This is a genomic window from Kibdelosporangium philippinense (assembly GCF_021390435.2).
Taxonomy (GTDB): Bacteria; Actinomycetota; Actinomycetes; order Mycobacteriales; family Pseudonocardiaceae; genus Kibdelosporangium; species Kibdelosporangium philippinense.
In genome coordinates this window covers 1,017,666-1,044,200 of record NZ_JAJVCN010000001.1, presented here as the reverse complement: position 1 = coordinate 1,044,200, position 26,535 = coordinate 1,017,666, and the positions used below count along the sequence as shown (strand labels likewise).

General features: G+C 66.1%; 28 protein-coding genes. 17 read left to right on the top strand and 11 right to left on the bottom strand.

Annotated features, from left to right (window positions below; all coding sequences use genetic code 11):
• Window positions 1-88 precede the first annotated feature (88 nt).
• The 5 genes from LWC34_RS04935 to LWC34_RS57920 all read left to right on the top strand — a co-directional run bounded on the left by LWC34_RS04935 (window position 89) and on the right by LWC34_RS57920 (window position 3,845).
• A complete protein-coding gene (locus LWC34_RS04935; protein ID WP_284051414.1) occupies window positions 89-568 on the top strand; it encodes a transposase in 480 nt (159 codons plus the stop codon).
• Between the two features lie 294 nt (window positions 569-862).
• Entirely contained in the window at window positions 863-1,771 is a 909-nt protein-coding gene (locus tag LWC34_RS04930; protein WP_233723209.1) for an SDR family oxidoreductase, read from the top strand.
• A complete protein-coding gene (locus LWC34_RS04925; RefSeq protein WP_233723208.1) occupies window positions 1,768-2,373 on the top strand; it encodes an AAA family ATPase in 606 nt (201 codons plus the stop codon). The genes LWC34_RS04930 and LWC34_RS04925 overlap by 4 nt, the downstream gene beginning before the upstream one ends.
• A complete protein-coding gene (locus tag LWC34_RS04920) occupies window positions 2,370-2,744 on the top strand; it encodes a hypothetical protein (protein ID WP_233723207.1) in 375 nt (124 codons plus the stop codon). Before LWC34_RS04925 ends, LWC34_RS04920 begins: the two co-directional genes overlap by 4 nt.
• Before the next feature lie 51 nt (window positions 2,745-2,795).
• The gene (locus LWC34_RS57920) at window positions 2,796-3,845 is read left to right on the top strand and encodes an ASCH domain-containing protein (RefSeq protein ID WP_233723206.1); all 1,050 of its coding nucleotides are present in this window, start codon (window positions 2,796-2,798) and stop codon (window positions 3,843-3,845) included.
• Window positions 3,846-3,935: 90 nt separating this feature from the next.
• Here LWC34_RS57920 and LWC34_RS04910 read toward each other — a convergent pair whose 3' ends face one another.
• Together LWC34_RS04910 and LWC34_RS04905 are read right to left on the bottom strand one after the other, a co-directional pair.
• The gene (locus tag LWC34_RS04910; protein WP_233723205.1) at window positions 3,936-4,922 is read right to left on the bottom strand and encodes a TolB-like translocation protein; all 987 of its coding nucleotides are present in this window, start codon (window positions 4,920-4,922) and stop codon (window positions 3,936-3,938) included.
• 13 nt (window positions 4,923-4,935) lie between these two features.
• Window positions 4,936-6,186, bottom strand: coding sequence for an MFS transporter (locus LWC34_RS04905; protein WP_233723204.1), 1,251 nt, complete (start codon window positions 6,184-6,186; stop codon window positions 4,936-4,938).
• 361 nt (window positions 6,187-6,547) lie between these two features.
• On the opposite strand from LWC34_RS04905, the gene LWC34_RS04900 reads away from it, so the two are divergent.
• The 3 genes from LWC34_RS04900 (at window position 6,548) to LWC34_RS04890 (ending at window position 9,298) form a co-directional block, all read left to right on the top strand.
• Window positions 6,548-6,844 carry a hypothetical protein gene (locus LWC34_RS04900; protein WP_233726363.1) on the top strand — a complete coding sequence of 99 codons (297 nt, stop codon included), beginning with the start codon at window positions 6,548-6,550 and terminating at the stop codon, window positions 6,842-6,844.
• Between the two features lie 139 nt (window positions 6,845-6,983).
• Window positions 6,984-7,151 (top strand): hypothetical protein, encoded by a 168-nt coding sequence (locus LWC34_RS04895; RefSeq protein ID WP_233723203.1) that lies wholly within the window; start codon window positions 6,984-6,986, stop codon window positions 7,149-7,151.
• The gene (locus LWC34_RS04890; RefSeq protein WP_233723202.1) at window positions 7,151-9,298 is read left to right on the top strand and encodes an ATP-binding protein; all 2,148 of its coding nucleotides are present in this window, start codon (window positions 7,151-7,153) and stop codon (window positions 9,296-9,298) included. The genes LWC34_RS04895 and LWC34_RS04890 overlap by 1 nt, the downstream gene beginning before the upstream one ends.
• On the opposite strand, the gene LWC34_RS04885 is transcribed toward LWC34_RS04890, so the two are convergent.
• On the bottom strand, window positions 9,295-9,726 hold the full coding sequence (locus LWC34_RS04885) for a hypothetical protein (protein WP_233723201.1): 432 nt from the start codon (window positions 9,724-9,726) through the stop codon (window positions 9,295-9,297). The two genes, LWC34_RS04890 and LWC34_RS04885, sit on opposite strands and share 4 nt — an antisense overlap.
• Window positions 9,727-9,937: 211 nt before the next feature.
• Between LWC34_RS04885 and LWC34_RS04880 the strand changes: the two genes are divergently transcribed.
• On the top strand, window positions 9,938-10,309 hold the full coding sequence (locus LWC34_RS04880) for a hypothetical protein (protein WP_233723200.1): 372 nt from the start codon (window positions 9,938-9,940) through the stop codon (window positions 10,307-10,309).
• A 224-nt stretch (window positions 10,310-10,533) separates the two neighbouring features.
• On the opposite strand, the gene LWC34_RS04875 is transcribed toward LWC34_RS04880, so the two are convergent.
• Entirely contained in the window at window positions 10,534-10,956 is a 423-nt protein-coding gene (locus LWC34_RS04875; RefSeq protein WP_233723199.1) for a hypothetical protein, read from the bottom strand.
• 82 nt (window positions 10,957-11,038) lie between these two features.
• Window positions 11,039-11,959 carry a glycoside hydrolase family protein gene (locus LWC34_RS04870; protein WP_233723198.1) on the bottom strand — a complete coding sequence of 307 codons (921 nt, stop codon included), beginning with the start codon at window positions 11,957-11,959 and terminating at the stop codon, window positions 11,039-11,041.
• A gap of 416 nt (window positions 11,960-12,375) precedes the next feature.
• On the opposite strand from LWC34_RS04870, the gene LWC34_RS04865 reads away from it, so the two are divergent.
• A complete protein-coding gene (locus LWC34_RS04865; RefSeq protein WP_233723197.1) occupies window positions 12,376-14,259 on the top strand; it encodes a glycoside hydrolase 5 family protein in 1,884 nt (627 codons plus the stop codon).
• 13 nt (window positions 14,260-14,272) lie between these two features.
• Here LWC34_RS04865 and LWC34_RS04860 read toward each other — a convergent pair whose 3' ends face one another.
• The 4 genes from LWC34_RS04860 to LWC34_RS04845 form a co-directional block, all read right to left on the bottom strand.
• A complete protein-coding gene (locus LWC34_RS04860) occupies window positions 14,273-15,034 on the bottom strand; it encodes a DeoR/GlpR family DNA-binding transcription regulator (RefSeq protein WP_233723196.1) in 762 nt (253 codons plus the stop codon).
• 120 nt (window positions 15,035-15,154) lie between these two features.
• Window positions 15,155-16,120, bottom strand: coding sequence for an ABC transporter substrate-binding protein (locus tag LWC34_RS04855; RefSeq protein ID WP_233723195.1), 966 nt, complete (start codon window positions 16,118-16,120; stop codon window positions 15,155-15,157).
• Window positions 16,121-16,147: 27 nt separating this feature from the next.
• Window positions 16,148-17,173, bottom strand: coding sequence for an ABC transporter permease (locus LWC34_RS04850; RefSeq protein WP_233723194.1), 1,026 nt, complete (start codon window positions 17,171-17,173; stop codon window positions 16,148-16,150).
• Window positions 17,170-17,970 carry an ATP-binding cassette domain-containing protein gene (locus tag LWC34_RS04845; RefSeq protein ID WP_233723193.1) on the bottom strand — a complete coding sequence of 267 codons (801 nt, stop codon included), beginning with the start codon at window positions 17,968-17,970 and terminating at the stop codon, window positions 17,170-17,172. Before LWC34_RS04845 ends, LWC34_RS04850 begins: the two co-directional genes overlap by 4 nt.
• 176 nt (window positions 17,971-18,146) lie before the next feature.
• Between LWC34_RS04845 and LWC34_RS04840 the strand changes: the two genes are divergently transcribed.
• The 4 genes from LWC34_RS04840 to LWC34_RS04825 all read left to right on the top strand — a co-directional run bounded on the left by LWC34_RS04840 (window position 18,147) and on the right by LWC34_RS04825 (window position 23,231).
• Window positions 18,147-19,205 carry an SIS domain-containing protein gene (locus LWC34_RS04840; protein ID WP_233723192.1) on the top strand — a complete coding sequence of 353 codons (1,059 nt, stop codon included), beginning with the start codon at window positions 18,147-18,149 and terminating at the stop codon, window positions 19,203-19,205.
• Between the two features lie 19 nt (window positions 19,206-19,224).
• Window positions 19,225-20,190 (top strand): ROK family protein, encoded by a 966-nt coding sequence (locus LWC34_RS04835; RefSeq protein ID WP_233723191.1) that lies wholly within the window; start codon window positions 19,225-19,227, stop codon window positions 20,188-20,190.
• Window positions 20,191-20,660: 470 nt separating this feature from the next.
• On the top strand, window positions 20,661-22,850 hold the full coding sequence (locus LWC34_RS04830) for a sensor histidine kinase (protein WP_233723190.1): 2,190 nt from the start codon (window positions 20,661-20,663) through the stop codon (window positions 22,848-22,850).
• Window positions 22,851-23,051: 201 nt separating this feature from the next.
• A complete protein-coding gene (locus tag LWC34_RS04825) occupies window positions 23,052-23,231 on the top strand; it encodes a hypothetical protein (RefSeq protein WP_233723189.1) in 180 nt (59 codons plus the stop codon).
• Between the two features lie 554 nt (window positions 23,232-23,785).
• Here LWC34_RS04825 and LWC34_RS04820 read toward each other — a convergent pair.
• Window positions 23,786-23,995 (bottom strand): DUF397 domain-containing protein, encoded by a 210-nt coding sequence (locus LWC34_RS04820; RefSeq protein ID WP_233723188.1) that lies wholly within the window; start codon window positions 23,993-23,995, stop codon window positions 23,786-23,788.
• Entirely contained in the window at window positions 23,996-24,850 is an 855-nt protein-coding gene (locus LWC34_RS04815; protein ID WP_233723187.1) for a helix-turn-helix domain-containing protein, read from the bottom strand.
• A 273-nt stretch (window positions 24,851-25,123) separates the two neighbouring features.
• On the opposite strand from LWC34_RS04815, the gene LWC34_RS04810 reads away from it, so the two are divergent.
• From LWC34_RS04810 to LWC34_RS04800, 3 genes are all read left to right on the top strand, one after another.
• Entirely contained in the window at window positions 25,124-25,492 is a 369-nt protein-coding gene (locus LWC34_RS04810; protein ID WP_233723186.1) for a hypothetical protein, read from the top strand.
• A 3-nt stretch (window positions 25,493-25,495) separates the two neighbouring features.
• Complete coding sequence (locus LWC34_RS04805) at window positions 25,496-25,759, top strand: hypothetical protein (protein WP_233723185.1); 264 nt, start codon at window positions 25,496-25,498, stop codon at window positions 25,757-25,759.
• A 205-nt stretch (window positions 25,760-25,964) separates the two neighbouring features.
• Window positions 25,965-26,393, top strand: coding sequence for a bifunctional DNA primase/polymerase (locus LWC34_RS04800; RefSeq protein ID WP_233723184.1), 429 nt, complete (start codon window positions 25,965-25,967; stop codon window positions 26,391-26,393).
• Window positions 26,394-26,535 lie beyond the last annotated feature (142 nt).

Sequence of the window (26,535 nt, the reverse complement as noted above, 5' to 3'; positions counted from 1 at the left end):
CAACCCGACCGTCAACCCCGGCCAGAAAACCACCGCCCGGCTACTGGTCCGCCGGACCCGGATCACCACCCGCGACGAGCAGGGCGAGTTGTTCCCAGCCTGGCGCTACCACGCGGTGTTCACCAACCTCCCGCCCGCCACCACCGAGCCCGACACCACCAGGCCCGCCACCACCAGGCCCGCCACCACCGAGCCCGACGCGGCCGGCTTCGACACGGCCACCGCCTGGCGTCTGCACGACCAACGCAGTGGCGCGATCGAACACGTCTTCGCCGAACTCGCGGCCGGCCCACTGGCCCACTTCCCGTCCGGACTGTTCGCCGCCAACGCCGCCTGGCTCTCCCTGGCCGCCCTGACCCACAACCTCCTACGCGCCACCGCAACCCTGGCCGGCCCCGCCCACGCCCGAACACGGCTGACCACCCTGCGCCGCCGGTTGATCACCATCGCCGCCCGCGTCACCCGCACCGCCCGCCACATCACCCTGCGACTACCACAAGACTGGCCCTGGGCCCACGACTTCACCCACCTGTTCACCACCATCCACGCCCCACCCCACCCCGCCTGACCCCTAACCACCCGCCTGACCAGGCCCAACCCGAAAGACCACAGTGGAAAAGCTGGGCAGACCAGCAACTCCCACACGACCACACCACACACCACCAGCCCACCACCACAACCACCCACCACCACAACCACAACCCAAGATCAACGGTGAATCCAGGTTCAACGCCGTCAAGGTAAGAAGACCTTCACGGCATCAACGGGGGCGGGTCGTCGACGGCGGGCTGATCGCGCCAGCGTCCGCCCAACACCCGAGCACAGACTGGGCTTTTTCTGGGCATTGTGCTTCACTCAACCCATGCCCAAAAAAAGCCCAGTAGAGGACGAGGTGGTCGCCTCGGTCAGGCGGCTGCTGCGGCGCGGGCTGCCGGTCACCCCGGCCACCGCGGATGCGGCCCTGCTCGACCTGCGCGGGATTGTCGCCAGGGCGGCCGACCCCGCTGATGAGGCCAGCCGCACCGCGGCGCTGGACGGCACCCTGCGCGGCCTGCTGGCCAGGTTCCCGGACACCCGCTACGCCTCGGCGGCGCGGGCGTTGTTCGGACTGCCGCCGGCCGAGCCAGGCCAGAACCTGACCATTCGCCGGAACCTTGCGGCCGAACAGGCCGGACACGAGATCCACCACTTCCGCAAGCGAGTCGAGCCCAAGCTGATCGAGAAGATCGCCTGGGAGCTGCTGGCCGACGCCGAACGATTCACCCGCTCGGTGATGATCGCGCCCCGGCTCGCGCCGGCCACCGGGCGGCAGCCGGTGCAGGCGGATCCGTTCGCCTGGGAAGTCGCCGAACATGAGGAGCAGCTGAGCAGGCTGTGGTCGGCCATCTACGCCGCCCGCGCCGAACTGCTCGCCGTCGAGCGACTGATCAGCCTGCGGGCCGACCGGATGGACATCCTGTGCACGGCAGTGACCGCCGCCTGGCGATGGGCAGCGGCCCGCGCCGAGGCGATCAGCTACACCACCGCGTTCGCCCCCGACCTGGAGTCCTCAGCAGACGAACTAGTCGCTCTGGCCGGCTGGACCCCGGCCCTGACCTCGGCGCAGGCATCGCGGCTGACTGAGGCCGCCACCGGCGGAGCCAGCCGCGAGCAGTTCGTCGCCGCCCTGCACGGCGAAACCGGGCTGGGCAACGTCTGGACCCACGGCTTCCTCGCCCGCCCCGCATCCCCCGAGAACACCCCCGATGAACAGAACGGACAACTGTCGTGACCACCACCAACCCGGCCTTGGCCGCCGCCCTGCAGGCGGCGTCGACCGGCGACCCGCGCCGCTACGTCATCACCGGCGGCCCCTCGTCCGGCAAGGACGACCTGATCGAGGCGGTCCACGCCGCCGGGATCCCTTGCATGGCCGAGGAACCCGGCCGAGAGATCTACCGCAAGCACCGCGAACGACTGGGCCGACACCTGCTCAAGGAGGACCGCCGCGAGTACTCCTTGGAAGTCCTCGACGCGTTCATCACCGAATACACCGCGCACACAAGCGGAATTCGCTTCTATAACAGGGGAATCCCGGACGGCTACGGCTGGGAAGGGTTCTTCGGGCTGCGACCGGCCCCGCAGTTGGAGCAAGCCACCCGGCGCTACCGCTACGACGCGATCTTCGTGCTCGACCCGCTGGACACCTTCGAGGATCCCGACGACATCGTCTGGGCCAAAGACCGCGAGATCCGCCGTGTGCACGAGTTGATCGTGCAGGGCTACTACGACGCCGGCTACGAACCGGTGTTCGTCGCCCCCGACTCCGCCGACGCGCGGCTGGACTTCATCTGCGCCAACCTGCGCCTGCCCAAACCCGGCCGAGGAGCGTGATCTCGTTGAGCCGCAACGGGAAACCGTCGTTGCTGATCTCGCCCAACAGTGTGCTGGCCAACGCGCTGCTGCGCTCGATCGACATCCTGCGCCCCCGTGTCCTGGCCACGCGGCCCTCGCGGATCGAATTCGTGGTTGGGACCCAAATCAACGGCGCGCCGCACCTGGGCACGAACCTGGTCCAGACCGCAGCGTTCCTGCTCGCCAAGATCGCCCGGCGGGAGTTCTCCATCGACACTGGCGTGCGGTTCGGCGCCCTGGACAACGCACCCCACGAGGTAGTGCTCGACCCGGAAACGCACACCGCCTACCAGCAGACCTACTACCACGCACTGGGCAAGGACAAGATCAGCGAGCTGATCGACAGCTAGTACCACGCGTTCTTCACCTCGCTATCACAGGCCACCGACACCGACTACAAGGTGGAGACCTACACCGACCAGCAAGCCACCCCGGGCTTCCGGGCCGAGTTCCTACGCACCCTGGAACGCCTGGAGGACATCCGCTGGTGGATGGCGCCCTCCCACGGCGTCATCCACATCCGCGTCCCCTGCCCGTACTGCGGCTGGGCGGAGAAACGCGCCGACCGCACCAAACTCGCTCACCTCGACGAGGATGGCGCCACCTTCACCGCGGTCTGCTTCGACCACGGCACCTACGAGGTGCACATCGACCCCGAGGATGACCAGCCGTACCTCGATCTGGCCACCCTCTATCGCAACCTGGTCAAGGAACGAACTGTCGGCCGAGACGGCCAGACCCTGCATGTGATGATGAAAGGGGGCGACTGGGCCTTCGGGTGCCAACTCGTCGACGGCGCGCTCGGCGCGCTCAACACCCCGCCCGCGCACATACCGATCCGGATCTTCACGCCGCAGGTGCTCGCCCCGACTGGGGCGAAGCTGTCCAAGTCTCTGTTGCGCGAGCAGGGTAAGGGTGCCCTGCCCGCCGATGTCGAACCCTGGATGCTCGACACCACCGCCTGGCCCGGCTCGATCGACAACTACGTCGACTCGCTGGTCTGGATGGTCAGCGAACTGCTGACCGACCCCAAGCACTTTTTCCGCTCGTTCACCGTCAAGGAACTCGGCCGTCTCATGACGCAACGTCCCGCAGAACCCGTCGTCCGCGCCCATGAGATGGGCATCTACAAGCGCTACTTCGACCTCATCGCCGCCGGCCGCAAGACCACCGAGATCCGCGTCAACGACTCCAGCCGCCGCAAGATCAAGGAAGGCTCGCTGATCCGGTTCCGCTGCCAGGGCGACGAGGTTGTCACCCGTGTCACGCGGGTAACTCGCTACGACACGTTCGACGAGATGTTCGACCACGAGGAAGTCGCCTCGGTCAACCCCCTGGCCACTCGCGACGAGCAACTCGCGAACATCCGGCAGATCTACCCTCCCGAACGCGAAGCCCTCGGCGTCGTCGCCCTAGGCATCGAACTGGTCGACCCACCCCGCACCGCGTGAACCAGGATTGAACGCGGCCGTGTCTCACGTGACTCTGTCGCGTGCCCGTCCGGTGAGCGACCGGATGCGGCAGGCGGGTCGGGGCTGGCTTCAACGCAGCACCGCCGGAGATTCCCCGTCGACGAGCACCAGTCGTGGCGTTCCGGAACCGTCAGCGGGTACCGACCAGACGTCGGAATGCCCGGTACCGCGGGGAATCGAATACGCAACAGTGCGATCGTCGATCCAGACAGCCTGGTCGTCGACGTCGCGTGTTTCCGCGAGTGCTGTCACGGCGGCGGTGGCGAGGTCGAGCACTGACAGCCGCCATCCCCTCGCTGGGTCACCGTCCACAGCGGACTTGAACGCCAGGCGCGTACCGTCCGGGGAGAGCGACGGGCACTCGACGTTCTCCCGCACCGTACGGACGGTGCGCGCGGCGAAATCACCATCGACGAGATAACGGCGGCCGCCGGTCGACATGGTCGCGAAGAAACGATTGTCGTCCTTGGCGAAGGTGACACCCCAGAAGTTCACGTCTGCCGCCGAATAAGGCTCGCCGTTCACAGTCACCGCGTAGTCCTCCAGCGTACGTGTACCGTCGCCCGTTTTCGTGTCCAGAATGCCGGTGCGGGTGGAGAAGTACCTCCCCCCGCTGTAGGAGTCTCCGGTGACGAACACGGTCCATGCGACCATCCGGCCACTTGGTGAAACCCTGGCCCGGCTTGGCAACCCGAACAACGGGACTTCCCGCTTCCGCTCGAGCCGCTGGTCGAGGACGACGCCCTCGGTCGTGAGGTCACTGTCCTGGCGCAGACAGATTCCGGTGCCGCCGGCAACGTGAACACGGGTGCAGGACACCGGCGACACAGCGCGTGGACCGCTCGGGTCGGTCGCGGAAACGGTGACCAGGTGTCCGCGATCCGCGTCCGCGGTGCTCCGGGCAAGCAGCCTCGGACCGGAGGTGAGGGTCACCGAGCCGGCAGTGCCGACGGCGGCCGCGTCCTGGTTACGTGCCGCGGCTAGTCCTATGTAGACGGCAGCGCCCGTGGCGAGCGCCACGACGCCGACGATCGCGATCAGGATTCGGGTGGTCAATGCCGGGTCTCCTTCATTGCCGACGCGGGACCAGCAGCACCAGAGTGATGACGATCGCGAACACCGCAGCGCACGCGGCCGCTCCAATCGCCACGGCGGTGCCGCATGCCTGCCAGGCAAGTCCGAAGAGGACGGACGAGACGAAATAAGCGACCGCTTGCCCGGTTTGGATGAGCGCGATCCCGGTGGCGCGCAATGCCTCCGGCAGGACCGGGCCGGCGAGCGCCATCAGCACTCCGTCGGTGGCGGCGTAGAAGGCGCCGTACAACCCGAGCGTGATCACAAGCACCGGCCAGCCCGAAACCGGGCCCGCGAGCAGCAGATAGACCATGGTCAAGGCGCCATATCCGCAGAGCACCACCGGGAGCCGGCCGAACCGGTCAGCCAATGCGCCGAGCGGCGCGGCCAGCACCAGGTAGGCGAGATTGGTGCCGACGGCGAACAACGGAAACCACACGGTGGCGATTTCTTCCTTGCGCTGCAACAACAAGTACACGAATCCATCGCCGATGGCCACCATCCCGAGCACGCAGGCGGCGATGAACAGCCGACGCACCCCGGCGGCGCGCAGGAGGGAGAGAGCAGCGCGCGGTGACACGGTTCCGACGGCCGGACGTGCGGCCTGATCGTCGCGGACGAACAGCACGAGCAGCAGCACGCCGATCGCGGCGACGCAGAAACTGCTTACGAACACGGCGTTGAACGCGTCGAGGCTCACGGACGAGCCGACCACGGCGAGTATGCCGAGCGCGACCAGCGGACCGGCGAACGCGCCCGCGCTGTCCATCGCGCGGTGCACTCCGAAGGCTCGGCCGAGCATGGATTCCGGCACGGACAAGGTGATCAGCGCGTCGCGCGGTGCCGTACGCAGCCCTTTGCCGGCCCGGTCGACGGTGAGTACGGCGCCGATCGCGGCCACTGACCCGCCAGCCGCCACCATGCCCAGCTTCGCGGCCGCGGACAGCGCATAGCCGATGCCCGCGACAGTCTTGCGCTTGCGCACCCGGTCAGCGAGATAGCCGCCGATCAGCCGGAGCAGCGCGGTCGCTCCGGTATAGAGGCCGTCGACCAGCCCGTAGACCACAGGGCTCAGATGCAGGCCGAGCACCAGGTACATCGGCAGGATCGCGGTGACCATCTCGGCGGAGATGTCGGTGACCAGGCTGACAGCGCCCAGCGCGACGACGTTCGAACCGACAGCGCGAAGCTTGCACCGGGACACCGTGCCGCGGTTGCAGCGGCGGGCAACGGTGGACAGGTACACGTGGTTCGCCCTTCTGCTCCTCCGCGTGGGCACCCACGCCAGACACCGGATGTCAGGGCAAGAATGATGAACCGCGAACGGGAAACGCTTTTACCACCCTTGGCGGAGTTTCCCATTGACCGTCATTGGCCATGATCGCCGCGGCATCGAACCGGTACGGGACTCGTCGAGGCCAGATTACGACGTTGGCGAGGATCCGCCGAACGCTCCTGGAGCTACACGCTTGCACGATCTACGAAATAGGGAAAAGGTGACGCGGGGTACAGGGGTAGACATCCCATCGTGGGACACGACATTCAGGCGTACACGCGATCACGGGAAAGGGCGAATCATGACACGCACGCGGGGTAGTTGGGTGTTTCTGACAATCGCTCACATCGAGCATCCCGGCCACCACCACGTGCACGGTGAAGACTGCGGTCATGTCGCCATTCCGCACGGTGATCATGTCGACTACGTGCACGACGGCCACTTTCACCGTGGCCACGCGGGTCACTACGACGAGTGCGAGGCGACCGAACACGCTTCGCATCAAGGCCATGATCATGAGCACGGCGAGAATTGCGGACACGTCGCGGTGCCCCATGGTGATCACATCGACTATGTGCACGACGGCCACCGCCATGCCGCTCACCGAGACCACTACGACGAGCACTGATTTTTCGGCAACGCGCAGAGCCGGAAGCCCGGCCTGTCAGTGATTCGGTGGCCAGAAGTGGACTTCGACGACACATCGCCAGCCGGCGTGAGTGGCGATGCGGTGTTGGTGTCCGCGAGCGGAACTAGGCTGAGACGCCGTGGTCTCCCAGCGGCAGCAGGACAATCTGCCGGCCGACATGAACAACATCATCGGGCGTCGTCGCGGGATGGGCGAGGTGAAGCGGATGCAGGCCGAGCTCGGCATCACGAAACGCACCCGGCTCGCGACATGGGTCGCCGAGCAACGAGAAACCTGGGACCGGTGATGACCAGTGTCGGATCGAGTCGGCCGGCGGGGAATCTGCCGGGCGAACTGACGAGTTTTGTCGGTCGCCGTCGTGAGACCGCTCATGCCGCGCGGCTGGTGCGGCGGGCGCGGCTGCTCACACTGACCGGGGTGGCCGGGGTTGGTAAGACCCGGCTGGCATTGCGGGTGGCCGCCCACGTGCGCGAAGCCTTTCCGGATGGCGTGTGGCTGGTCGAACTGGCCGCACTCACGAAGGACACGCTGCTGGTTCCTACCGTCGCGAACGTTCTGGGCATCCAAAACCGGCTCACCGTCGCGTCCATGGATGCGTTGACCGACCACCTGGCCGCCAAGCAGTTGTTGCTGGTGCTGGACAACTGCGAGCATCTGGTGGACGCGAGCGCGGTGTTGGCCAGCCGGCTGCTGGCGGCCGCGGCGCGGCTGCGGATCCTGGCCACCAGCCGGCAAGCCCTGGGCACGACCGGGGAGCACCTGCTGGAAGTCCCTCCGTTGCCGCTGCCGGATCCTGGGCAACCAGTGTCCCCGCGTGCCGGCGCGCGGGGGGAGGCAGTGCGGCTGTTCGTCGCGCGAGCCGCGCTCGCCCGGCCCGGGTTCACCGTCGACGCCGACAACCGCGCGACGATTACGCGGATCTGTCACCGGCTGGACGGCATCCCGCTGGCCATCGAGCTGGCAGCGCAGCGGGTGCGGGCGATGCCGGTCACCAAGATCCTCCTCGGGCTGGACGATTACCTGGAGTTCCTGGCCGCGGGTAGCAGGATCGCGACGCCCCGGTTGCGGACGCTGCGGGCCACGATCGCCTGGAGCTACGGACTGTGCACGCGGCAGGAGCAGCAACTGTGGGCCCGGGCATCGGTGTTCGCCGGCGGCTTCGACCTGGACGCCGCCGAAACGGTCTGCAGCGGGGCAGGCATCGCCAAGCGGGACGTCTTCGACCTGGTGGCCGGGCTCGTGGACAAGTCCATCCTGACCCGAACACACGATGACACCGACACCCCCGCGCGCTACCAGATGCTGGAAGCCATCCGCCATTACGGCCACGAACAGCTGGTCGAGAGCGGTCGGCTGACGGCCATGCAAGCCCGCCACCGCGACCACTACCGTTTCCAGGCCGCCCGGGCGGAGCAGGAGTGGCTGGGGCCCAACGAGCTGCCGTCGTTCGCCCGGCTGCGGCGCGAGCACCCCAACCTGCGGGCCGCGCTGGAGTTCTGCCTGACCGAACCAGGCCAGGCACTGACCGGCCTGGAGATCGCCGCCGCCATGTGGCACTACTGGGTCCGCTCCTGCACACATGTGGAGGGCCGCTACTGGCTCGACCGGGCCATGGCGCTGGCCCCGGAGCCCAGCCCGCAACTAGTCACGGCCCTGAAGACCGGCAGCTGGCTCGCCCTGCTGCAGGCCGACTTGGCCGCCGCGCGGTCCCTACTGGAGCGGGCCCGTGTGCTGGCGCGCCGGCTGGGGGACGAGCTCGCTACCGCGTACACCACGCTGGGCTTCGGCGTGGTCGCGTTTTTCCAGGACGATCTGCACCGCGCGGTCACGCTGCTTGAGAACGCCCTCGCCCACCATCGGGCGCTTGACGACCCGGTGGGTGTCTGGCTCGCCTTGATCTATCTGACCATGACCACCGCGGTCCTCGGCGAGCCTGATCGCGCCGTGGCCTTCGGCGAGCAATGCCTGGCCCTGTGCGACAGCCGAGGTGCGTCCTCGTCAAGGACCTACGCGTTGTGGGTGCTCAGTCTCGGTTGGTGGCTGTCCGGCGACCGGCAGCAGGCCCACAGGCTGATCCGAGACGGCCTGCCCGCCACACGGCACATCGACGATCGGTGGGTCCTCGCGCACCACCTGGAGACGCTGGCCTTCATCGCGGAAGCCGACGACCAGCACGCCCGCGCCGCCCGGCTGCTCGGCGCGGCCCACTCGGTCTGGCGCTCAACCGGGACGCCACCATCCGGCCCGCGCTACCTTGCGCTCTTCCACAACCGCTGCGAACACCAGGTTCGCACCGTACTCGGGGACCAACAGTTCACCGCGGCCTTCCAGCACGGCACCCGACTCACCCCCGACCAGGCCGTCGACTACGCCCTCGATGACGACGGCGACACCAGCCACCATCCGTTGCTGAGACCGAAGCGGGAGGGCTAACCCGATGGTTTCGGATTGGTGCGTTCGACGACGAGACCTGCCTGCTCGACCAGCTGGCCGTAGACATCGGCCGCGACCCACCAGCCGTGCAGCTCGATGGGCGTCTGTCCGGTGTACGAGCTGGGTGCGGTGGAGCCGGGCGGCGAAACTGTGCCCAGTGGCAGCGTGTTGTTCAGATGGGGGCCTTGGCGGAAGTGTCGCCAGAACTCGGCGTCCCCGGTGAGGTCAAGGCGGACGATGGGTGTGCCGTCGGGAATCTCGAAGTCCGGTTGTTGCAAGAATGTCTGCAATGTCGCCGGACTGCTGATGTTCCGCGGCTCGTCGACGCGAGGGCCGTCGAGCGGGGTGGCGACCGCGGTGACATTCTCGGCCCTGCCGACCTGGATGAGGTGGACGCGATAGCGCCGAAGGCCGGGTTCTGACGCCATGGTCGTACCTCACTCTCGCGGATTTCGGTCCGCCAAGGTAGGTCCGACCGTGCCGGGCCCCTTTGTCCACGCGAAGGACACGGACGGTCGGCCGCATGCGTATCTCGGTAGCCACAATCAGGTAGTTGTCACGCTGTGCTGAAAGCTCGCCTGAATGCACTGTTGGTGCGAACCGGTGAAGGTCTTCTCAGCTCGAGGCGAGGCGATCACGATGTCAGTCACCAGCATCAGCGAGGCAGCGGAGCAGTTCGGCGCTGTGCTTGACCGCGAGAACCGCGACGAGGAACTCGGACAGCTGTCTCCTCATGAACGGCTCTCGTGCCCAGTCCACCGCAGATGGGTTCACCAGTGCGTGAGTTCACCGTTGCATGTCATCCCGGTGACCGGGCACCGCTGGTGCCGTCGGTGCGAGTGCGCGCACTTGATCGCGATCGACGAGATCGACGGGACGGTGTCGATGTGGTGCCCCTGCTGCGGTGAAGTCCCGACGACGCTGGCCAGCCGCCAGATCACGCGGGCGTGCCTGCAGAGTCTGGCCGCGTGGCGATCGCATCGCGATGGGCGAGCGGATCGAGCCCGGTGAACAGGGCCGGTCGGCCCGGTTCACCGGGTGTCCAGCCAGTGGTGTGTCTCGAAACGTTCGCCGGGTTTCTCGACGGCCCAGCTTCCCGCTAGCCAGATTTTCCTCTGGGCAGCACCGGCCAAAGGCGCCGGTACACCCGGTACAGGCACCTTCGTCCGGCACCCCCAACGAAAACCTGGATCCGCCGAATAAACCCAGCAACGTGTTCCGAGACACACCACTACTCAGCCGTGCACAAGGTTGCCCCGGACCGAGACGGACTTCTTCGGCGAAGAGTTCACGACGGTCTTGACGGCACCCTTGCCACATGCCTTCGGGGACTCAAGCATCTTGGTGCTGCCGTCCTGCATCGTGTACCACAGCCGTACCCAGACGCATTTCCCGTCATCTTTCTTGTCGAGCACCCTGCCCTTGGACTGCCCGCCGTTCCAACAGACCGTGCCCTCAGCGGATCCCCAGGGCTTGTCGATTTTGAAGTTGCCGCAGTTGGCTTCTTGCGCCGCGGTCACATCGCTGTGCGTGCTGACCACAACCTCCTCCACGTGGCCCTGCGATGCGGGGGTTGCGTGCCCTTGACCTGTGAAACACGTCAGTGAAATACCGAACGTCGCCGTGAATCCGACCGTGTACAACCAGAATTTACTCATCTAACCCTCTCCGGTGTGCGGGTGAGTAAAGCGAAAGCTGGTCACCGCGAAATTGGCGCCATACTGCGGCAGGTCCCCAATATTAGGGGCGGCCGCCTGAAAAATGCAGGGGGCCATTCGCGCGGCCCCGGCCGAACTCGGTCAAGTTCGCCGCCCGGTGCTCTACTGTCCACACTTCGCCGGTCAACTTGCAGTAGTACACATGGAGCTTGTCCTGAAAAATATGCTGAAAGAGACACGCGGAGCCGGCACCGAGCACCGGATTATGACTGATCTCGCGGAAAGAGCGGTCCGGAAAAACACTGGTCAGGACGTTGGTCTCCCATATCCCTTGCCGAAGGACTTCGACGGCGAGATAGTACGTACCGCGATAATAAAGAACGTTCGGCGCGGCCAGAGTGGAGTTCGCGGACATGAGTACCTCAGCGGGACTGTTCAGCAGACCGCGGATGGACCTCGCCGACTTCACCCGGATCTCCCACCGATTGGTGTCATCTCCGCGATACCAGTAGAGGTAGTACCGCCCGCTTCGCGGATCTTTGAAGAGGTTGGGATTCTGATTTCGCCACCCCTTCTCTGGCGGAACGAGCGTGGCCGGTTCGGTGAAGTTCAGGCCATCGCGACTCGTCCGCGTCACGATGTAGCTGTCGCGGCAGTAGTCCACGGTGTGCACCATGCGGAATTCGTCCCTGATCAGCAGAACGGATGGCCATCGCTCACCGTGCTCGTGAAACAGGGGGACGGGATCCTTCACCCAGTTAACGAGATCATTGCTCCACGCCCGGCCGATGCCACCGCATTCCTGGAGGCCGTAATAACCCCAATACCGGAATCCGCCTCGGCCGGGTTCGACCACGCTCAACGTGTGCGGCGCTTCGGTTTCCCAACCAGACTGGGTCAGCACGGTGGTCGGCGGGCCGAGCGGAAAATAAGTGGCCTCTTGCGGTGACGGCTCACCGAATGCCGGCGGCGGACTGATACCGCACAGCACGACAAGAGTCATTATTCCGATGATCACGCTCAGCCGACTCCTCAGCACGTGCCGCCGCAGAGGTCGTATATTGATCCATACCTGCCGCAGAGACATTTCTACCGCCTCCGATCGTCATGTCGGTACCACACGAATGGTCCACCGACTACGCGGCCGCCGGCAGTGGCCGAGTAATCGGCCCCTTGCCCGAGAATGACATCCAAAGCACGCTGGAATTAGTAGTCCAGCCCCCGGTTCCATAATCGGATTGCGGGCTTGTCGCGGCGCAGCTCGGGAGTGACTGGAGAATGGTCGGCACAAGCACAGAATCCACCGGCGGCGGCAAACCGGTGCGCAGGGGGCGGCACTTCCTTTGTCGTGATGGCCGGGCGTTCGTACCGGTGGGCACACATATCGTGCCGAGATCGGGTCCTGACTGGGCAAAGCGGGTGGGTGTTGAGGCGTTCGACGAGGCATTCGCCCAACTCGCCTCGCTCGGCCTGGACACGGCGCGGATCGATGTGTTGTGGGCGGCGGTGGAGCCTGCGCCGGGACAGTACGACGAGGCGCATCTCGCGGTCCTCGACGAGATTCTCGCCGCTGCTCGCAGGCACGGCGTGCTGCTGCATCCCTGCCTGTTCGTCGGCGGTGAGGTCGGAGACGCGTTCTGGGACATACCGTGGCGCAACGGGCGCAACCCGCACACTGACGTCGAGCTGCTGCGGGCGCAAGTCGCGCAGGCGCGGATGCTGGCGGAGCGCTGGCGCGGCGATCCCGGCGTGCTCGGCTGGGATCTCACCGATGAGCCGCCGTACTGGATCATCGCCGGAACGACCGATGCCGAGGCGCGCGGCTGGACCGGGGACCTGGTCACGGCATTGCGCGGCGAGGACCCGGAGCACCTGATCACCATCGGCACGGCGTCGCAGGAGGTGCGGGGCGGCCCGTTCCGCGCCGACGTGGTGGCCGATCTGCTCGACTTCACCTGTGTGCACCCGTATCCGATCTATGCGCCGGACCTGTTTCCGGACGGGTTGCTCGACCCCCGGATGACGCACTCCGCGGCGTTCGAGACGGCACTGACGGCGGGTGCGGGCCGGCCGGTGATGCTGCAGGAGTTCGGTGCCTCCTCCGCGCAGTACCACCCTGAGCGGATCGCGGCCTACGACCGGTTGTTCCTCTGGTCGAGTTTCGGCCGCGGCGCCATCGGGTTTCTGTCCTGGTGCTGGTCGGATGCCGAGCTGGAGGCCTATCGGCGCGTGCCGTACGTGCGGTGGCCGCACGAGACCCAGTTCGGCTTCACCGATGCCTCCGGCGCGTTGCGGCCACGTGGGCAGGTGCTGGCCGAGTTCGCGGACGCCGTCCGCCAGCTCGACCTCGACGGTTACGCCGGGTGCGGGCCGGATCCGCGAGCCGGCATCATGGTGCCCTACGAGTATGTGCGGCCCTACGACCAGAGATTCTTCGGTCTGGACGAGAAATCGGGCATCTACACCCCCGCCGAGCCGGTGTGGAATCCCGCACCGGGTGTCGTGCCTCTCGTACGCGGGTGGCTGAACGCGTTCGTCCTGGCCGCCCGCGCCGGCATCGCGGTCCAGTTCCCCCGGGAACGACCGCAGGACGACCGCTGGCCGGAGCTACGCCTATTGCTGCTACCGGCACCGCTGACGACCACCTCAACGACGCTGTGGCACATGCGGACCACCTTCTGGCAGAACGCACCGGCCTTCCACGCCGCTGGCGGAACGGTCTACCTGTCGCTGTCAGCCGACAGTGCCATTCCGGAGATGATCGAGCTGGCCGGATGCCGGATCCTCGACCGGGAACCCGCGGACCAGGCCGTGCGGCTGACGTTCGTCGAGCCGTGGGGACCGTTCAGTCCGGACGACACCATCGAGATGCCGGCCTTCGACGACGACCAGTCCACTCGAGGGGTCCTGCTCGACGTCGTTGACGCCCGCACAGTCGCGGTCGACGAGCACGGCCACCCGGCCCTCGTGGTGGCCGACCGAGCCAACGGACACACCGTGACCTGCGCTTACCCAATCGAGTTGCTCCTGGCGCGCATTCCCGACGCGCACCGGCGGCACGCGGACTGGTATGGCTTGTACGCCGGTTTGGCCGACCTGAGCAATGCCCGGGAGGACGCTTGGGCCGACCACCCCGATGTCACCAGCGGGGTCCTGCTCGGTGACCGTGGCGGGTTGGTCGCGTTGACCAATCACAGCCCCGAACGAGTGGAGTTCGACCTCGTGCTGCCGAGTGGAAGGGACAGGGTCAGGTTGGAGGCCTACGACTCGGCCATTGTGACCTGGGACAGCCCCGACTCGTAGACAGACCACGCGGTCAGACGGTCAGGACTTCCGGGCCGCGTTCGGTTATCGCGTGTGCCAGCGCGGAGTCGACGTTCTTGTCGGTGACCACGGTGTCGAGCTGCTCGACGCCGCAGACTCTGGCGAACGCGATCGTGCCGATCTTGGTGCTGTCGGCCACCACGATCTTGCGCCGGGCGCTGGCCGCGGCGGCCTGTTTCACCGCGGCGTCCTCGGGGATGTATTCCGTGACACCGGCTTCGGGATCCACCCCGCCCGCAGAGAGCACCACCGTGTCGAAGTACAGGTCGGTGAACGCCCGTTGCGCCATCGTGCCGATGATCGAGCGCTCGCCTGGTCTGGTGATGCCACCGGGGATCATCACGGTGAGGCCCGGCTCGTCGGCGAGCAGGTCCGCGATCCGCAGGCTCAGTACGAGCACGCGCAGATTTCGCCGTCCGCGCAACGCCCTTGCCACCTCGAGCGTGGTGGTTCCGGCATCGATGATGACTGTCTCGCCGTCGTGGATCAGTTCGGCGGCCGCTTGGCCGATCCGCTGTTTCTCGTCGGCGCACTGCAGGCGGCGCGCGTGGTAGGCCGGTTCGTAGCTGCGGGACGGCGGGGCGGCGGCACCGCCGTGCACCCGAGTCACCGCGCCGAGGAGTTCCAGCGCCTCGAGGTCACGGCGAATCGTCATCTCCGACACGCCGATCCGGGCGGCGAGTTCCGACACCTGGACGTTTCCCTTGGTCTGCACCAGATCCATGATCAGCTGGTGGCGATTCTGTTTGCTCATCGGTTTCGGGATCCTCGCTGACCAGGGTGCGACGTGTTCGCGAATGGTAACCGGCAGTTCAGAACTCGTGAGTGGTTATGCGGGTTAGAACACGCGTAACCACTCACGAGTTCTGACGGTCTAGCACGGCCGGTAGAGGTACTTGGCGACATCGGGATCATCGACGTTCGCCGCGGTGGCCACCACGATCGACGTCGTCGACTCCGGCTGGACGGGTTGGCCCCTTACCGCGGCCAGTGCCTGCTCCACGCCCTTTTCGCCGATCTCGAAGGGCTTGTGCAGCAACAACTCGGCGACTTCGCCCTTCTTCAGCTCGTCCACCTGGAACGGCTGCGCGTCACCGGAGATGAACTTCACCTGGTTCTGCTTTCCGGCCTCGCGAAGCGCGGTCACGACGCCCTGTGCGTCACCGCCGTTGAGGGTGAACACCGCCGCCAGATCGGGGTGCACGGACAGCGTGGCCGCGACCAGGCTCGCCGACTTCGCGGCGTCACCCCCGCTGAACTGGGTGGGAACCAGCTCGAGTCCGGGATATCGAACCAATGCGTCGGTCAGTCCCTGACGGCTGAGGTCGCTGGTGGTCACGCCGGGCGGACTCGCGATGACCAGGATCTTGCCCCGGCCGTTCACCAGGGCGTTGAGCCGCTTGGCGGCCTCGGCGCCGAGTTGCACGTAGTCCGATCCGACGGCCGCGCTGACGATGTCCCTGTTCTTCAACGTGGTGTCGACCGTCACGATCTTGGTGTCCTCGGCGTGGATCTGTTGCAGCGGCGGGTACAGGGCAGTGTCGTCCGTTGGCGCGATCAACAGCGCGTTCGGGCGTTTCGCGGCCACCGAGTTGACGATCTGGACTTGCAACGACGTGTCGAAGGCGCGGGGACCTTGTGGGTCCAGCCGTACGCCGAGGCGTGCTGCCGCCGCCTTGGCGCCACATTCCATCGCCTTGTAGAAGTCGTCGCCTTGATTCCCCACGATCAGGGTCATCTTGGGCTGGGCAGGTGCTCCGCCAGAGGGGCCGCCGCATCCGCCGACGCTGACGGCCAGAGTTAACGCCACCGCGGAAAGGGCTGTGAGCTTCGTACGCATGATGGTGTGCTCCTTCCGTAACGCGGGTCAACCGGAGGCCCGTGCGCGACGCAACTGGTCGACCAACACGGCGATGATGAGTACGGCTCCCACGGCGACCTGCTGCCAGTACGGGACCAGTCCCATGATCACAAAACCGTTCTGCAGCACGACTGGGATGAGGACACCGATACACGTGCCGAGGATCGTGCCGATCCCCCCGAACAGACTCGTGCCGCCGATGACCACAGCGGTGATCACCTGCAGGTTGTCGGTGGCGTGTCCGGCGATGGTTGTCGTTCCGAACCGCGCCAGCGACAGGTAACCCGCGATGCCGCCCAGTGCCCCGGCGATGGCGTACACAGTGATCAGATGTGATTTGACGTTGATGGTCGCCCGCTCGGCCGCTTGCATGTTCGCGCCGATGGCGTAGGTGTGCCGGCCGAATCGGGTCTGCGCGAGCAGGACGCCGAACACGATCGCCACCGCGAGGGCGATCAGCACGAGCCAAGGGACACCGGCCACCCGACCGATCCCCATCTCCACCAGCGCTTCAGGGACCGTCCGAACGTCAAGACCGTCGGTCATGATGTAGGCGAGGCCGAGCGCGGCACCCAGTGTGCCGAGGGTGACGACGAATGACGGGATCTTCGCGCGTGCGACGAGCACGCCGTTGAACATCCCCCAGGCCACGCCGCTGACCACCGCCACGACCAGGCCGACGAGTGCGGTGCCCCAGCCATTGCCGCCCATCGCGCCCATCGCTTCGGCGCACACCACCCCGGAGAACACCAGCACCGATCCCACGGACAGGTCGATGCCCGCGGTGATGATCACGAAGGTCGAGCCGACCGCGAGCACCAGAAGCACCGAGGCGTCGAGCGCGACGTTCCTTGCGTTGCCAGTGGTGGCGAACTCGGCGGGAGAAAGCACTGCGAAGATCAAGGCAGTGAACACAAGGACAAGGAGGATCATGCTGGTCTGTCGAGTAGCCAGCCGCCGCAGCCGGGACACGGACGCGGAGGGCGCCGGGGCGGCATGTCTTACCCGCCGCGCTTGCCGAAGTCGACTCACCGCTGGCCTCCGTCCACTGTGTTCTGCCTGTCCGGCAGGTCCTCGGTTTCAGCCCCGGTAATGGCGGCGACGACGGCTTCGGTTGTCGCGTCGGCGGCTCGAAGCCGGGCGACCCGCCTGCCGAGGCGCATCACCTCGATCCGGTCCGCGACCGCGAGCACTTCGGGAACGCTGTGGCTGATGAGCACCACCGCCACCCCGGAGGCTCGGACGCGCTCGATGAGTCCCAGCACGTTGTGGGTCTGGGCGATCCCGAGGGCGGCCGTCGGCTCGTCCATGAAGATCACCCGGCTGGCCCACATCACCGCTCGGCATACTGCGACGCCTTGACGTTGGCCGCCGGATAAGGACCCCACCGCACCGTGCTCCGCGCGCACGGTGACCCCGAGCCGTTCGAAGGCCTCGCTGGCCTGTGCCCGCATGGCGGCGTGGTCAAGAAAACCGATCCGTCCCCACAGCCCTTTGCGTACCATCTCCCGCCCGAGGAACAGGTTCGCGGGCGGGTCGAGGGTGTCGGCCAGTGCGAGATCCTGGTAGACGGTCTCGATTCCGCGCCTGCGCGCGTCCTGTGCGGACGACAGCGTGATGCGTTCGCCGTCGAACCAGATCTCGCCGGCGTCCGGGGTCAGCACGCCGGCGAGCGTCTTGATGAGGGTGCTCTTCCCCGCTCCGTTGTCTCCCATGAGGGCGACCACCTCACCCTCGTGCACCTCGAAGTCGGCTCCGCGTAACGCTTCGACGCGCCCGAAGCTCTTCCTGATGCCGCGAGCCTCAAGCAGTGCCGGTGGACTCGCCATCCTGTCTCCTCGCGTCCTCGGTCGATAGTGGGACGAAAAGTACCCATCCGAACAGCGGTTTGCAATCAGTTCGAACAAAAAATCTGTTCGAATAGGTTGTTTCTGCGATCGAACCTGTGCGACTCTCCGTTCGTGCGTCCGTTTGTCTTCCGATGCGCCAGAAGGAGAACAACGCTGTGTCCGATTCCCCTGAGCGGTCTCTCCAGCAGTTGCCCCACTACGTCCTGGACATCCTTGGGCAGCCACTGGCCCTGCGTGACCTGCTGAGCATGGGGCTGGGCTCGACGGCGACCACCTTCCTGTCCCAAGGGCTCGCGGGCTTCGACCGGATCCTGATCACCGGGATGGGCGCCTCGCTGTACGCGAGCTACCCGAGCTACCTGCGCCTGGCCAAGGCCGGCCTGCCGGTCTGGTTCGTGGAGACCGGGGAGTTGCTGCATGACGTGCCCGAACTGATCACTGGCCGCTCGCTGGTGTGGGTGGCGTCGCAGTCCGGTGAGTCGGCGGAGGTCCATGCGCTGCTCGAACAGCTCGAACAGTGCGTCAACCCTCGGCCAACCGTGCTGGGCATCGTGAACAACACCGACAGCGTGTTGGCCCAGTCGGCCGATGTTCTCATCCAACTGCATGCCGGCGAGGAGAGGGCGGTCAGCACCCGAACGTACGTCAACACGCTCGTCGCGTCAGCGCTTGCCGTTCGCGTCGCCCTCGGTGAGCCCGAGAGCACCGACCTCTTCACCGCGGTCGGCGCCGTGCAGCGCTACCTTGACGACTGGCGTGCGCATGCCGACGCGATCGGCGACGCGATATCCACACCCGACACCCTGGTCATCCTCGCTCGGGGAGCCTCACGCGCCGCGGCGGGCACCGGGGCACTGATCATCAAAGAAGCCGCGAAGTACCCCGCGGAAGCGCTGAGCACGAGCCAGTTCCGGCACGGCCCGCTGGAGATGGTCACCGAGGGCGTCACCGCCGTGCTGTTCGAAGGCGACCGCCCCACCGCGCCACTCAGCCAACGACTGGCCGACGACATTCGCCGGTACGGCGGACGAGTTGTCTGGCTTGGCCAGACAGTGCCCGACCCGGACGCCCTCCCCCTTGCGGCCTGCCGCGGGGTGGCGCGGCACGTCGCGGAGATACTCCCGCTGCAGTTGCTCAGCGTCGTTCTCGCCGAGCGCGCCGGCATCGAGCCAGGCGTGTTCCGCCACCTGGAAAAGGTCACAAGAGTGCTGTGATCGACCGAAGGGACGAACGATGGCCAAGAACCACCCCACGCTCGCGTTGGACATCGGTGGCACGTGGATTCGTGCCGCCACGGTCACCCACGACGGACAGTTGCTCGGTGCGCACAAGCAGGCGACCCCGACCTCCGGTTCCCCGTCGGAGATCTTGAGGTTGTGTGCGCAACTGGCCGATGAGGCGCGGACCGCCAGCCCCGTGCCACCGTATGGACTTGGGGTGAGCACGACCGGACCAGTCAATCCGCGGACCGGCATCCTGTACGACCCGCCGAACACACCAGCCGGATTCTCCGGCCTGCCTCTCGGCCCTTACCTGCGAGAACAATTGGGCCTGACGGTGGCCGTGGACCGGGACGTCAACGCGGCGGCACTCGCCGAACAGCGTTTCGGCGCGGCCCGAGGCCACACCGACTTCGTGTACCTCACGATCTCGACGGGTATCGGCGCCGCGGTCATCGCCGACGGCGAGCTGTTGCGTGGCACCGACGGTGCTGCCGGGGAACTCGGTCATGTGGTGGTCGCGCCGGATGGGCCGATGTGTGACTGCGGCCGACGTGGCTGCCTCGAAGCGGTCGCGTCCGGACCGGCGATCGGCCGGGCCGCGGACCGGCACGCGTTGGCCAACCCCGGATCCGGCCTGGCCCTGCTGCGCGACTCGCTCGGCGGAACTCCCTTGCGAGGCCACCACGTCGGCGCCGCCGCACTGAACGGCGATCCTGACGCGTGCGAGATCCTGGCCGCCGCCGGAGCGGCCGTGGTCTCCAGCGTCGTCGACATCGTCAACGTCTTCAATCCGCAGCGGGTAGTACTGGGCGGTAGTGTCGCGATGGGCGAGCCGTGCTGGATCGCGCAAGCGAATGCGGCGGTGCGGCAGTCCGCGCTGCAACCAGGGAGCGAGACCGCCCGCGTCGTCGCGACCGAGCTCGGCGACAACGGCGGGCTACTCGGCGCCGCGCTCTTGCTCGACCAGCTGGCCTAATGGCGCCGTTAGTCGATCTTCGTGGAGATTTTTCGGGCTACGATTTGGTTCAGCGCATGTATTTTTGACGGCCCCGGTCGAGCCATCCGTCAAACTGTCAACAATTTACGATTCACCTATTTTCTCCTCCGACCCGATCAACGGAAATCGCCTGAAATGCGACTCTGGCCTGCTACTTCGATGAACCACCGATTCACCATCGGCGCACCCATCACGCGGAGTAGCACCGAATGGGCTTAACTCCCACCAATCGTGTCATTGACGCGAGTATGGCCTCGTGAAATCTTGTCGCGTGGCCCGGCCGGGGTCGATGTCACTAAAGACTCGATTTCGTCGAGCACATTCGCCAGGCGTCGAAATTGAAATTTATTCCGTGAATCGGAGGAGCAGTGCTCGTATGCCATCAGTCTGTGCCTGACGGTGACGCACCGGGAAACGAGAGAGACCGGCGACTCGTCCACCGACTGCTCATGCCACGCACGATCCGCCACCGGCTGATGCGGATCCTGCTGGTCTCGGTGACCCTCGCGCTCGTCCTGCTCGGGATCATCATCGTCGGCAGGCACAGCGACTACTCGCAGGCCGACGACACCGAGAAAGCCGTGTCGCTCGCGCTCACCGTGCAGGATCTGATCCGCGAGTTGCAGCAGGAACGTGGTTTGACCTACGACGAGCCCCCTGTCACCACGTCGATCCTGCGGCAAAGGACAAACACCGACCGGGCGCTCGCCGAGCTGAACAAGGCAGTCGCGGCGGAGGACACCCCCGGAGCCCGTGAGGTCCGTGACGCGCTCGATCGGCTTACCGCGGTGATCTCGACGAGGTGGAACGTCGATACCGACCGAGCCGACCGAAGTTCCACGGGCCAGTGGTACACCGCCGCTATCGCCGCGCTGAACGAGGTCGAGCCCGGGATGGACCAGGCGCGGGACCCCGAGCTGCGCAAGGGCCTGCGAGCGCTGAGTGCGCTCAGCGCGGCCAACGAGGCCACGGCGCAAGAACGCGAGTTTCTCACCAGTGTCTTCGACGCAGGCCACTTCCGCGCTGGTGAGTACATCCGCTTCACCGAGATCCGAGCAGCCAGACTGGCAGGCATCGCGGCGTTCCGGGACGACGCGACCATGGCCCGGCGAATCCAGCTGGACACAAGTCTCGAGTCGCAGGCCGCGGAGCAGGCGGCCGCCGCCGAGCGGGTGGCGACCTCGTCGGTAGCGGACCGGCTCGCGTACCGGATCGATCCGGCCGTCTGGCGAACGCAGATGACGTCGGTGCTCGACCAGATGTGGGCAGTACAGCGCGCGCTCGGCGAGGACCTGCGGCAGGGCGCGAGAGAACTGCGCACCGATGCCGCAGGCGGGCTGGTCGCGTTCCTGTTCTTGGCATTGCTCGCGATTGGCCTGGAGATCGCCCTGGTGGTGGGCTGCCTGCGATCGATCGTCCGGCCGCTGGCGGCGCTGACCGCGCAGGCGCATGACGTCGCCACTCGCCGGCTGCCGTCTTCGGCGGCCGCCTTGCACGCGCCGGGCGCGGACCAGCTGAACCCGCCGGAGCCGGTGCGCGCGCCCGCCCGAGCAGCTACCGAGATCGCGTCGGCCGCGCACGCATTGGACCGCGTGCAGAGCACAGCCTTCGAACTGGCGGGCAAGCAGGCTCTGTTGCGCCGCAACACCACCGAGTCGCTGGCCAACCTTGGCCGCCGCAACCAGCACCTGGTGCACCGCCAGCTCGGCTTCATCAGCGAGTTGGAACACGCGGAACTGGATCCGAAGGCGCTGGCGAACCTGTTCGAGCTGGACCACATGGCCACCCGCATGCGCCGCAACGCCGAGAGCCTGCTGGTCCTGGCCGGCAAGCCGAGTCCGCGACGCAGTGCGGAACCCCTCGCCATCACGGACGTCATCCGCGCCGGAATCTCCGAGGTAGCCGACTACCGGCGAGTCTCGTTGCGGGGTGTCGACGATGTGCACGTGACCGGCGCGATGGTCGGCGAACTCGCGCACCTGCTTGCCGAGCTGATCGACAATGCGCTGTCGTTCTCCGCGCCACTCCTGCCGGTGGAGATCCACGGTGAGCGGACCGGCGTCCGGTATGCGCTCAGTGTGGTCGACCACGGCCCCGGAATGTCCCCCGCGCAGCTGGCCACGGCCAACGCCCGGTTGCGCGGCACGGAGGATTTCACCGTGGCACCGACCCAATTCCTCGGGCACCACGTGGCCGGCCGGTTGGCCAGGCGGCTCGGCGTCGAGGCCGAACTGACCCAGTCGCCGACCAGCGGAATCACTGCCCAGCTACTGCTACCCGAGACCATGCTCGCCGACCCGTCCGCGCCGCGACCAGAGAGTGACACGGACCATGCGGGCCAGAGTCACGGGCCCGCGCCCGAAACTGACATCCCAGCCGGCAACAGCTCGACCGCCATCATCGCGACAACGCCGGATGCACAGCAGGAACACCTCGCTGCCGGGCCCGCGATCGCTCAGATCCCCCACAACGGTCTGGTGAAACGCACCCACGAGCGACAGAGCGGCGAGTCACGGCCCGGTTTTCGCACCGTGGAGAACAGGTCACCCGACGAGATTCGCACCATACTCAAGAAGGTTCGGTCCACCCTGCGGAACAACACAGCCGACGACACGACCGACAAAGACACGTCCCGGTAGGTTGTCTGGCTGGTGTGTGGTGACCACCCCCGGCGCATCACCAGACCGGGTTACGGCTGGGCGATGAGGCTAACTGTCTGTATTGGCCTTCGCCAAGCACAGTCTGGGATCCGCGGCCTGGTTCGCGGGCTCCCCGCGCGACCGCACTGTGCCTGCGGTGCTTGCAGCTCTGCGAACGGCACGGCGAGCGGTGGGCTCGCCATGCCGTCGGCAACCGCGTTCCAGATCGCCTTTCGGCGTGGCGCGAAACTCGACCTGGATCAGGCCATCGCCTACGCCCTCGGCGAGAAACCCGCCACCCCAGCGGACGCCACGAGAACACCGCTGCCCGCAGGGAACAAACGGGCGCCGAACTCGTCGCGAAAGGACTGTCCACAGTAGCCTTCATTCAGGCCTGCGACGGGCGATAGGCCGTTGCGAGGGGAAGATTCGGCGCGTTCAACCCCGTGAAGGTGAGAAGACCTTCACGGCACTCGGTCCTGCCACAGGTGGAGAGGGAGTGACAGGTGTGACTGGCGAGGTGATCTGGTGTCCACAATGGACTCTCGAATACCTCCACACCACACGCGCAGCCCTGAGACTCCCAGCATTGGCGTTGGATGCCGTGAAGGTGAGAAGACCTTCACGGCATCCAACCCGGGTAACACGCTTGACAAGTGGGACCTATGTGACCGTCGATCGTCCATTGTGGACATTAAGTGTCACCGGCAGTCGGCCCTGTGCCGCGCGCGACCAGCTGGAATGCTTGAAGTCAGCGGCATCGGGGCCTTCGGTGCCGATGCGGACGGCCAAGCCACCACTTTCGGTTTTGCGGTTGATAGCTGATCAGTGTCGTAGTGCCCGGCGCCACTACACGCCTGAGCGGGTCCTGTCCCCGCGCCGGGCAAACACTATTCTCCGCGGCTCGACAACGCCCCAGAGGATTGACGCGACACCTAGCTGAAGGGACCACGCTTCACGGACTCGAGGAACACGGTCCACTCGCCTTCACCGAACACCAGCGCGGGACCGGAAGCATTCTTGGAATCCCGCGTCGCGGCATGGCCAGGAAACAGCCCGACCTCGACACAGGCGCCTTGACCAACGCTACGGCTGGCCTTTCGCCAGGTCGTGTCCTTCGGTATCACGGTTTCTTGATTGATCAACTACAACTCCTTGGCGATCTGGTGGATGAAACTGATAGTAGCCGCCGGGTCCGTCGCCAGCGCGCGAAGCTGGTCGAATATGCGCGTGTAGTACGTTATTTCGTTGTCCTTCTCCAGATAGAGACCACCGACAGGGGTGTCGAGATAGACGACGTCAGGATCGGCATCCTCACGGAACTTGAGGATCGTGAAAGGGCCGGTCATCGCTGGATGCTCACCGACGGAAAAGGGTAGCACCTGCATTTTGACGTGCGGCAGCTCCGCGAGTTCCAAGAGGTGGTGAAGCTGATTCCGCATCACGACACTACCGCCAACCGGGCGTCGCAGAGCCGCCTCACTCTGCACTGCCCACAGTTCGATCGGCCGCTGGTCGTGCAGCCTGTCCTGACGCTTCATCCGCAGGTTCACCCGCCGGTCGACTTCGTCAGCCGACATTCCGTTCACGGTCGCAAGGGTGACCACCCGAGCATATTCCTGTGTCTGGAGGAGTCCAGTAACCACCTCACCCTCATACACATGACTCGCGGAGGCTTCCGCCTCTAACCCGACGTAGGTCGCGAACCACTCCGGTAGGACGTCGCCGTAGCCGTACCACCAGCCCTTCACGCGTGCATCCTTGGCGAGCTGGATCAGGCGTTCGACTTCCGGCCCGTGCACTCCGTAGAAATCCAACATTAGACGGACATCGCCAGGACTGATATTGCCATGTCCATTCTCGATGCGGGATATCTTTGGATGCTTGCAACCAAGGTACTCGGCGACTTCCTCGATCTTCTTACCAGACATCTCCCGATGACGTCGTAGTTCGGCGTCGAGCCGCCTACGCCGAACAGTGGGGCTGTAGATGGATGTCACCTGGTCACTCCTCTCGACGTGCGGAGCTTCCACCAGACGTGCTCACTTGCGATAGGTCCAGTCAGGCTAATGCTGCGACAACACGCATGGGCGATGTACAGCGTCGTACATTCCAAGACACACTGTACGACAGCACCAATCAACCGGCCGAATAGCGGCCGAGGGCACAGACGTTTCACGACGTTGCGTCATCCGGGCAACCCCTCGGATGACCGTTTTCCATTGCCTTCGTATTGACATTCATATCGCACGAAAAGCACGAAAGAGTGCATGATGATTCGGATCGAGTGGGCGGCCAACTGTCGGGACACCGTCGGACGACGCAGCTCCGTACGGGTGACGAGTATCGACGGAATGATCGCGTTGGCCCTACCGCACGGCGAGATCGCCTACTTCACGATCGCACAGGCTCGCCAGCTGCACATCGCGATTCGAAAAGCGAGCAACACACGCAAGTGTGGAAAAACCTCCGGTGCCGGGATCACCTTCTCCCCCAAGGCCGACACCGATGCGGCCGGGCGGCACAGCGGCGTCTCCTCCCCTCAGGTGTCGTCTGTCGCCGCCCGGCATCTCAACGGCGGTGAGGCCGGGTTGGCGCGGATCCCTGGCCTCACCGCACCCCAACCCCCACTAGGGGATTAGGTGGTGTTCGACTACGTCATCGCCGGCACGGTCAGCGTGGTCGGCATAGGCGTCGCGTCGCGTGTGATCGCCAACCGTCTCAGCGGACGGTCCGCCACGGAAACCACGGCGGCGCATCGACGTCCCCGCGGACACCCGCCAGACCCCGTACTACGTCTGGCATTGGAGACAGCGAGCACACGTCAGCTCGGTCTGGACCAGACGCGGACGAACGTCCAGGCGGAGGTGTCCTCGAAGTCGGCACTTGAAAGCCACCGGACGGCGTGACTTGCTCCGCCGAGCCGTCCGGTGCCGGCTGCGGTGGGGCTCGCTGCCTCCTGTCCCCGCCGGGTTCCACAGCAGCCGGTCCCACGGTAACCGCTGACGAGAACGACGCCAGCGAACAAGAAGACGAGGAAGGTGGCTCGCTGTGCGTGGCAGTATCTCTCACTTCGAACAAACGTCCCTTCTGGACGGTGTGGTGGCAAGAGCCATGGCGTACCAGCATCTCTACGACTGGCCGACCGGCGTCGATCCCGCGACCAAGCGTCTCGTGCTCGCCGTTTCGGAGAACGTGAACGCCATCGGCATGCGGGCCGAGCTTGGGATGGAGACTCAATCGCTGCTGTCCCAGCAGATGCTCGCCGGCCCGGTGATCGCGCTGCCCGGCGACCGTCCGGAGTGGATATTCCTGACCGGGCCGGCCACTTCGATCAGTACAAGAACGCTGACTGCCCTGAGCCATCTCGGCATTCGTTTGCAGAAGCCAGGAGCCTTCATCCCGCTGCCTCCCTCACGGGTGGGCAGCGGCGTGGCCCGGTGGGCGAGTGGACCGACGGTCGGCCGCGAGCTGCCACCGTGGACAGCCGTCTTGGCGGCCACCCGGTCCGCTTCGAGCTCATCGATGTGTGGTGCGCGCTGATCAACCCGGCAGATCGCTTCCCGACTTTTCATCTATTCGGCGTAGGGGGACTGACGCGATGCTCGGCGCGGGTGTGTTCCGGCAACTGACCCACATTGTGGATCCCGACGCGCCTTCGATCCAGTTCGACGGCGTCCCGTTG

Bases quoted from the DNA above. Each gene is read 5' to 3' on its own strand.
- LWC34_RS04930 (WP_233723209.1), top strand. From the start codon at position 863: ATGCCCAAAAAAAGCCCAGTAGAGGACGAGGTGGTCGCCTCGGTCAGG.
- LWC34_RS04890 (WP_233723202.1), top strand. From the start codon at position 7,151: ATGACCAGTGTCGGATCGAGTCGGCCGGCGGGGAATCTGCCGGGCGAA.
- LWC34_RS04885 (WP_233723201.1), bottom strand. From the start codon at position 9,726: ATGGCGTCAGAACCCGGCCTTCGGCGCTATCGCGTCCACCTCATCCAG.
- LWC34_RS04880 (WP_233723200.1), top strand. From the start codon at position 9,938: ATGTCAGTCACCAGCATCAGCGAGGCAGCGGAGCAGTTCGGCGCTGTG.
- LWC34_RS04875 (WP_233723199.1), bottom strand. From the start codon at position 10,956: ATGAGTAAATTCTGGTTGTACACGGTCGGATTCACGGCGACGTTCGGT.
- LWC34_RS04870 (WP_233723198.1), bottom strand. From the start codon at position 11,959: ATGACTCTTGTCGTGCTGTGCGGTATCAGTCCGCCGCCGGCATTCGGT.
- LWC34_RS04860 (WP_233723196.1), bottom strand. From the start codon at position 15,034: ATGAGCAAACAGAATCGCCACCAGCTGATCATGGATCTGGTGCAGACC.
- LWC34_RS04855 (WP_233723195.1), bottom strand. From the start codon at position 16,120: ATGCGTACGAAGCTCACAGCCCTTTCCGCGGTGGCGTTAACTCTGGCC.
- LWC34_RS04845 (WP_233723193.1), bottom strand. From the start codon at position 17,970: ATGGCGAGTCCACCGGCACTGCTTGAGGCTCGCGGCATCAGGAAGAGC.
- LWC34_RS04835 (WP_233723191.1), top strand. From the start codon at position 19,225: ATGGCCAAGAACCACCCCACGCTCGCGTTGGACATCGGTGGCACGTGG.
- LWC34_RS04830 (WP_233723190.1), top strand. From the start codon at position 20,661: ATGCCACGCACGATCCGCCACCGGCTGATGCGGATCCTGCTGGTCTCG.
- LWC34_RS04825 (WP_233723189.1), top strand. From the start codon at position 23,052: ATGCCGTCGGCAACCGCGTTCCAGATCGCCTTTCGGCGTGGCGCGAAA.
- LWC34_RS04810 (WP_233723186.1), top strand. From the start codon at position 25,124: ATGATTCGGATCGAGTGGGCGGCCAACTGTCGGGACACCGTCGGACGA.
- LWC34_RS04800 (WP_233723184.1), top strand. From the start codon at position 25,965: ATGGCGTACCAGCATCTCTACGACTGGCCGACCGGCGTCGATCCCGCG.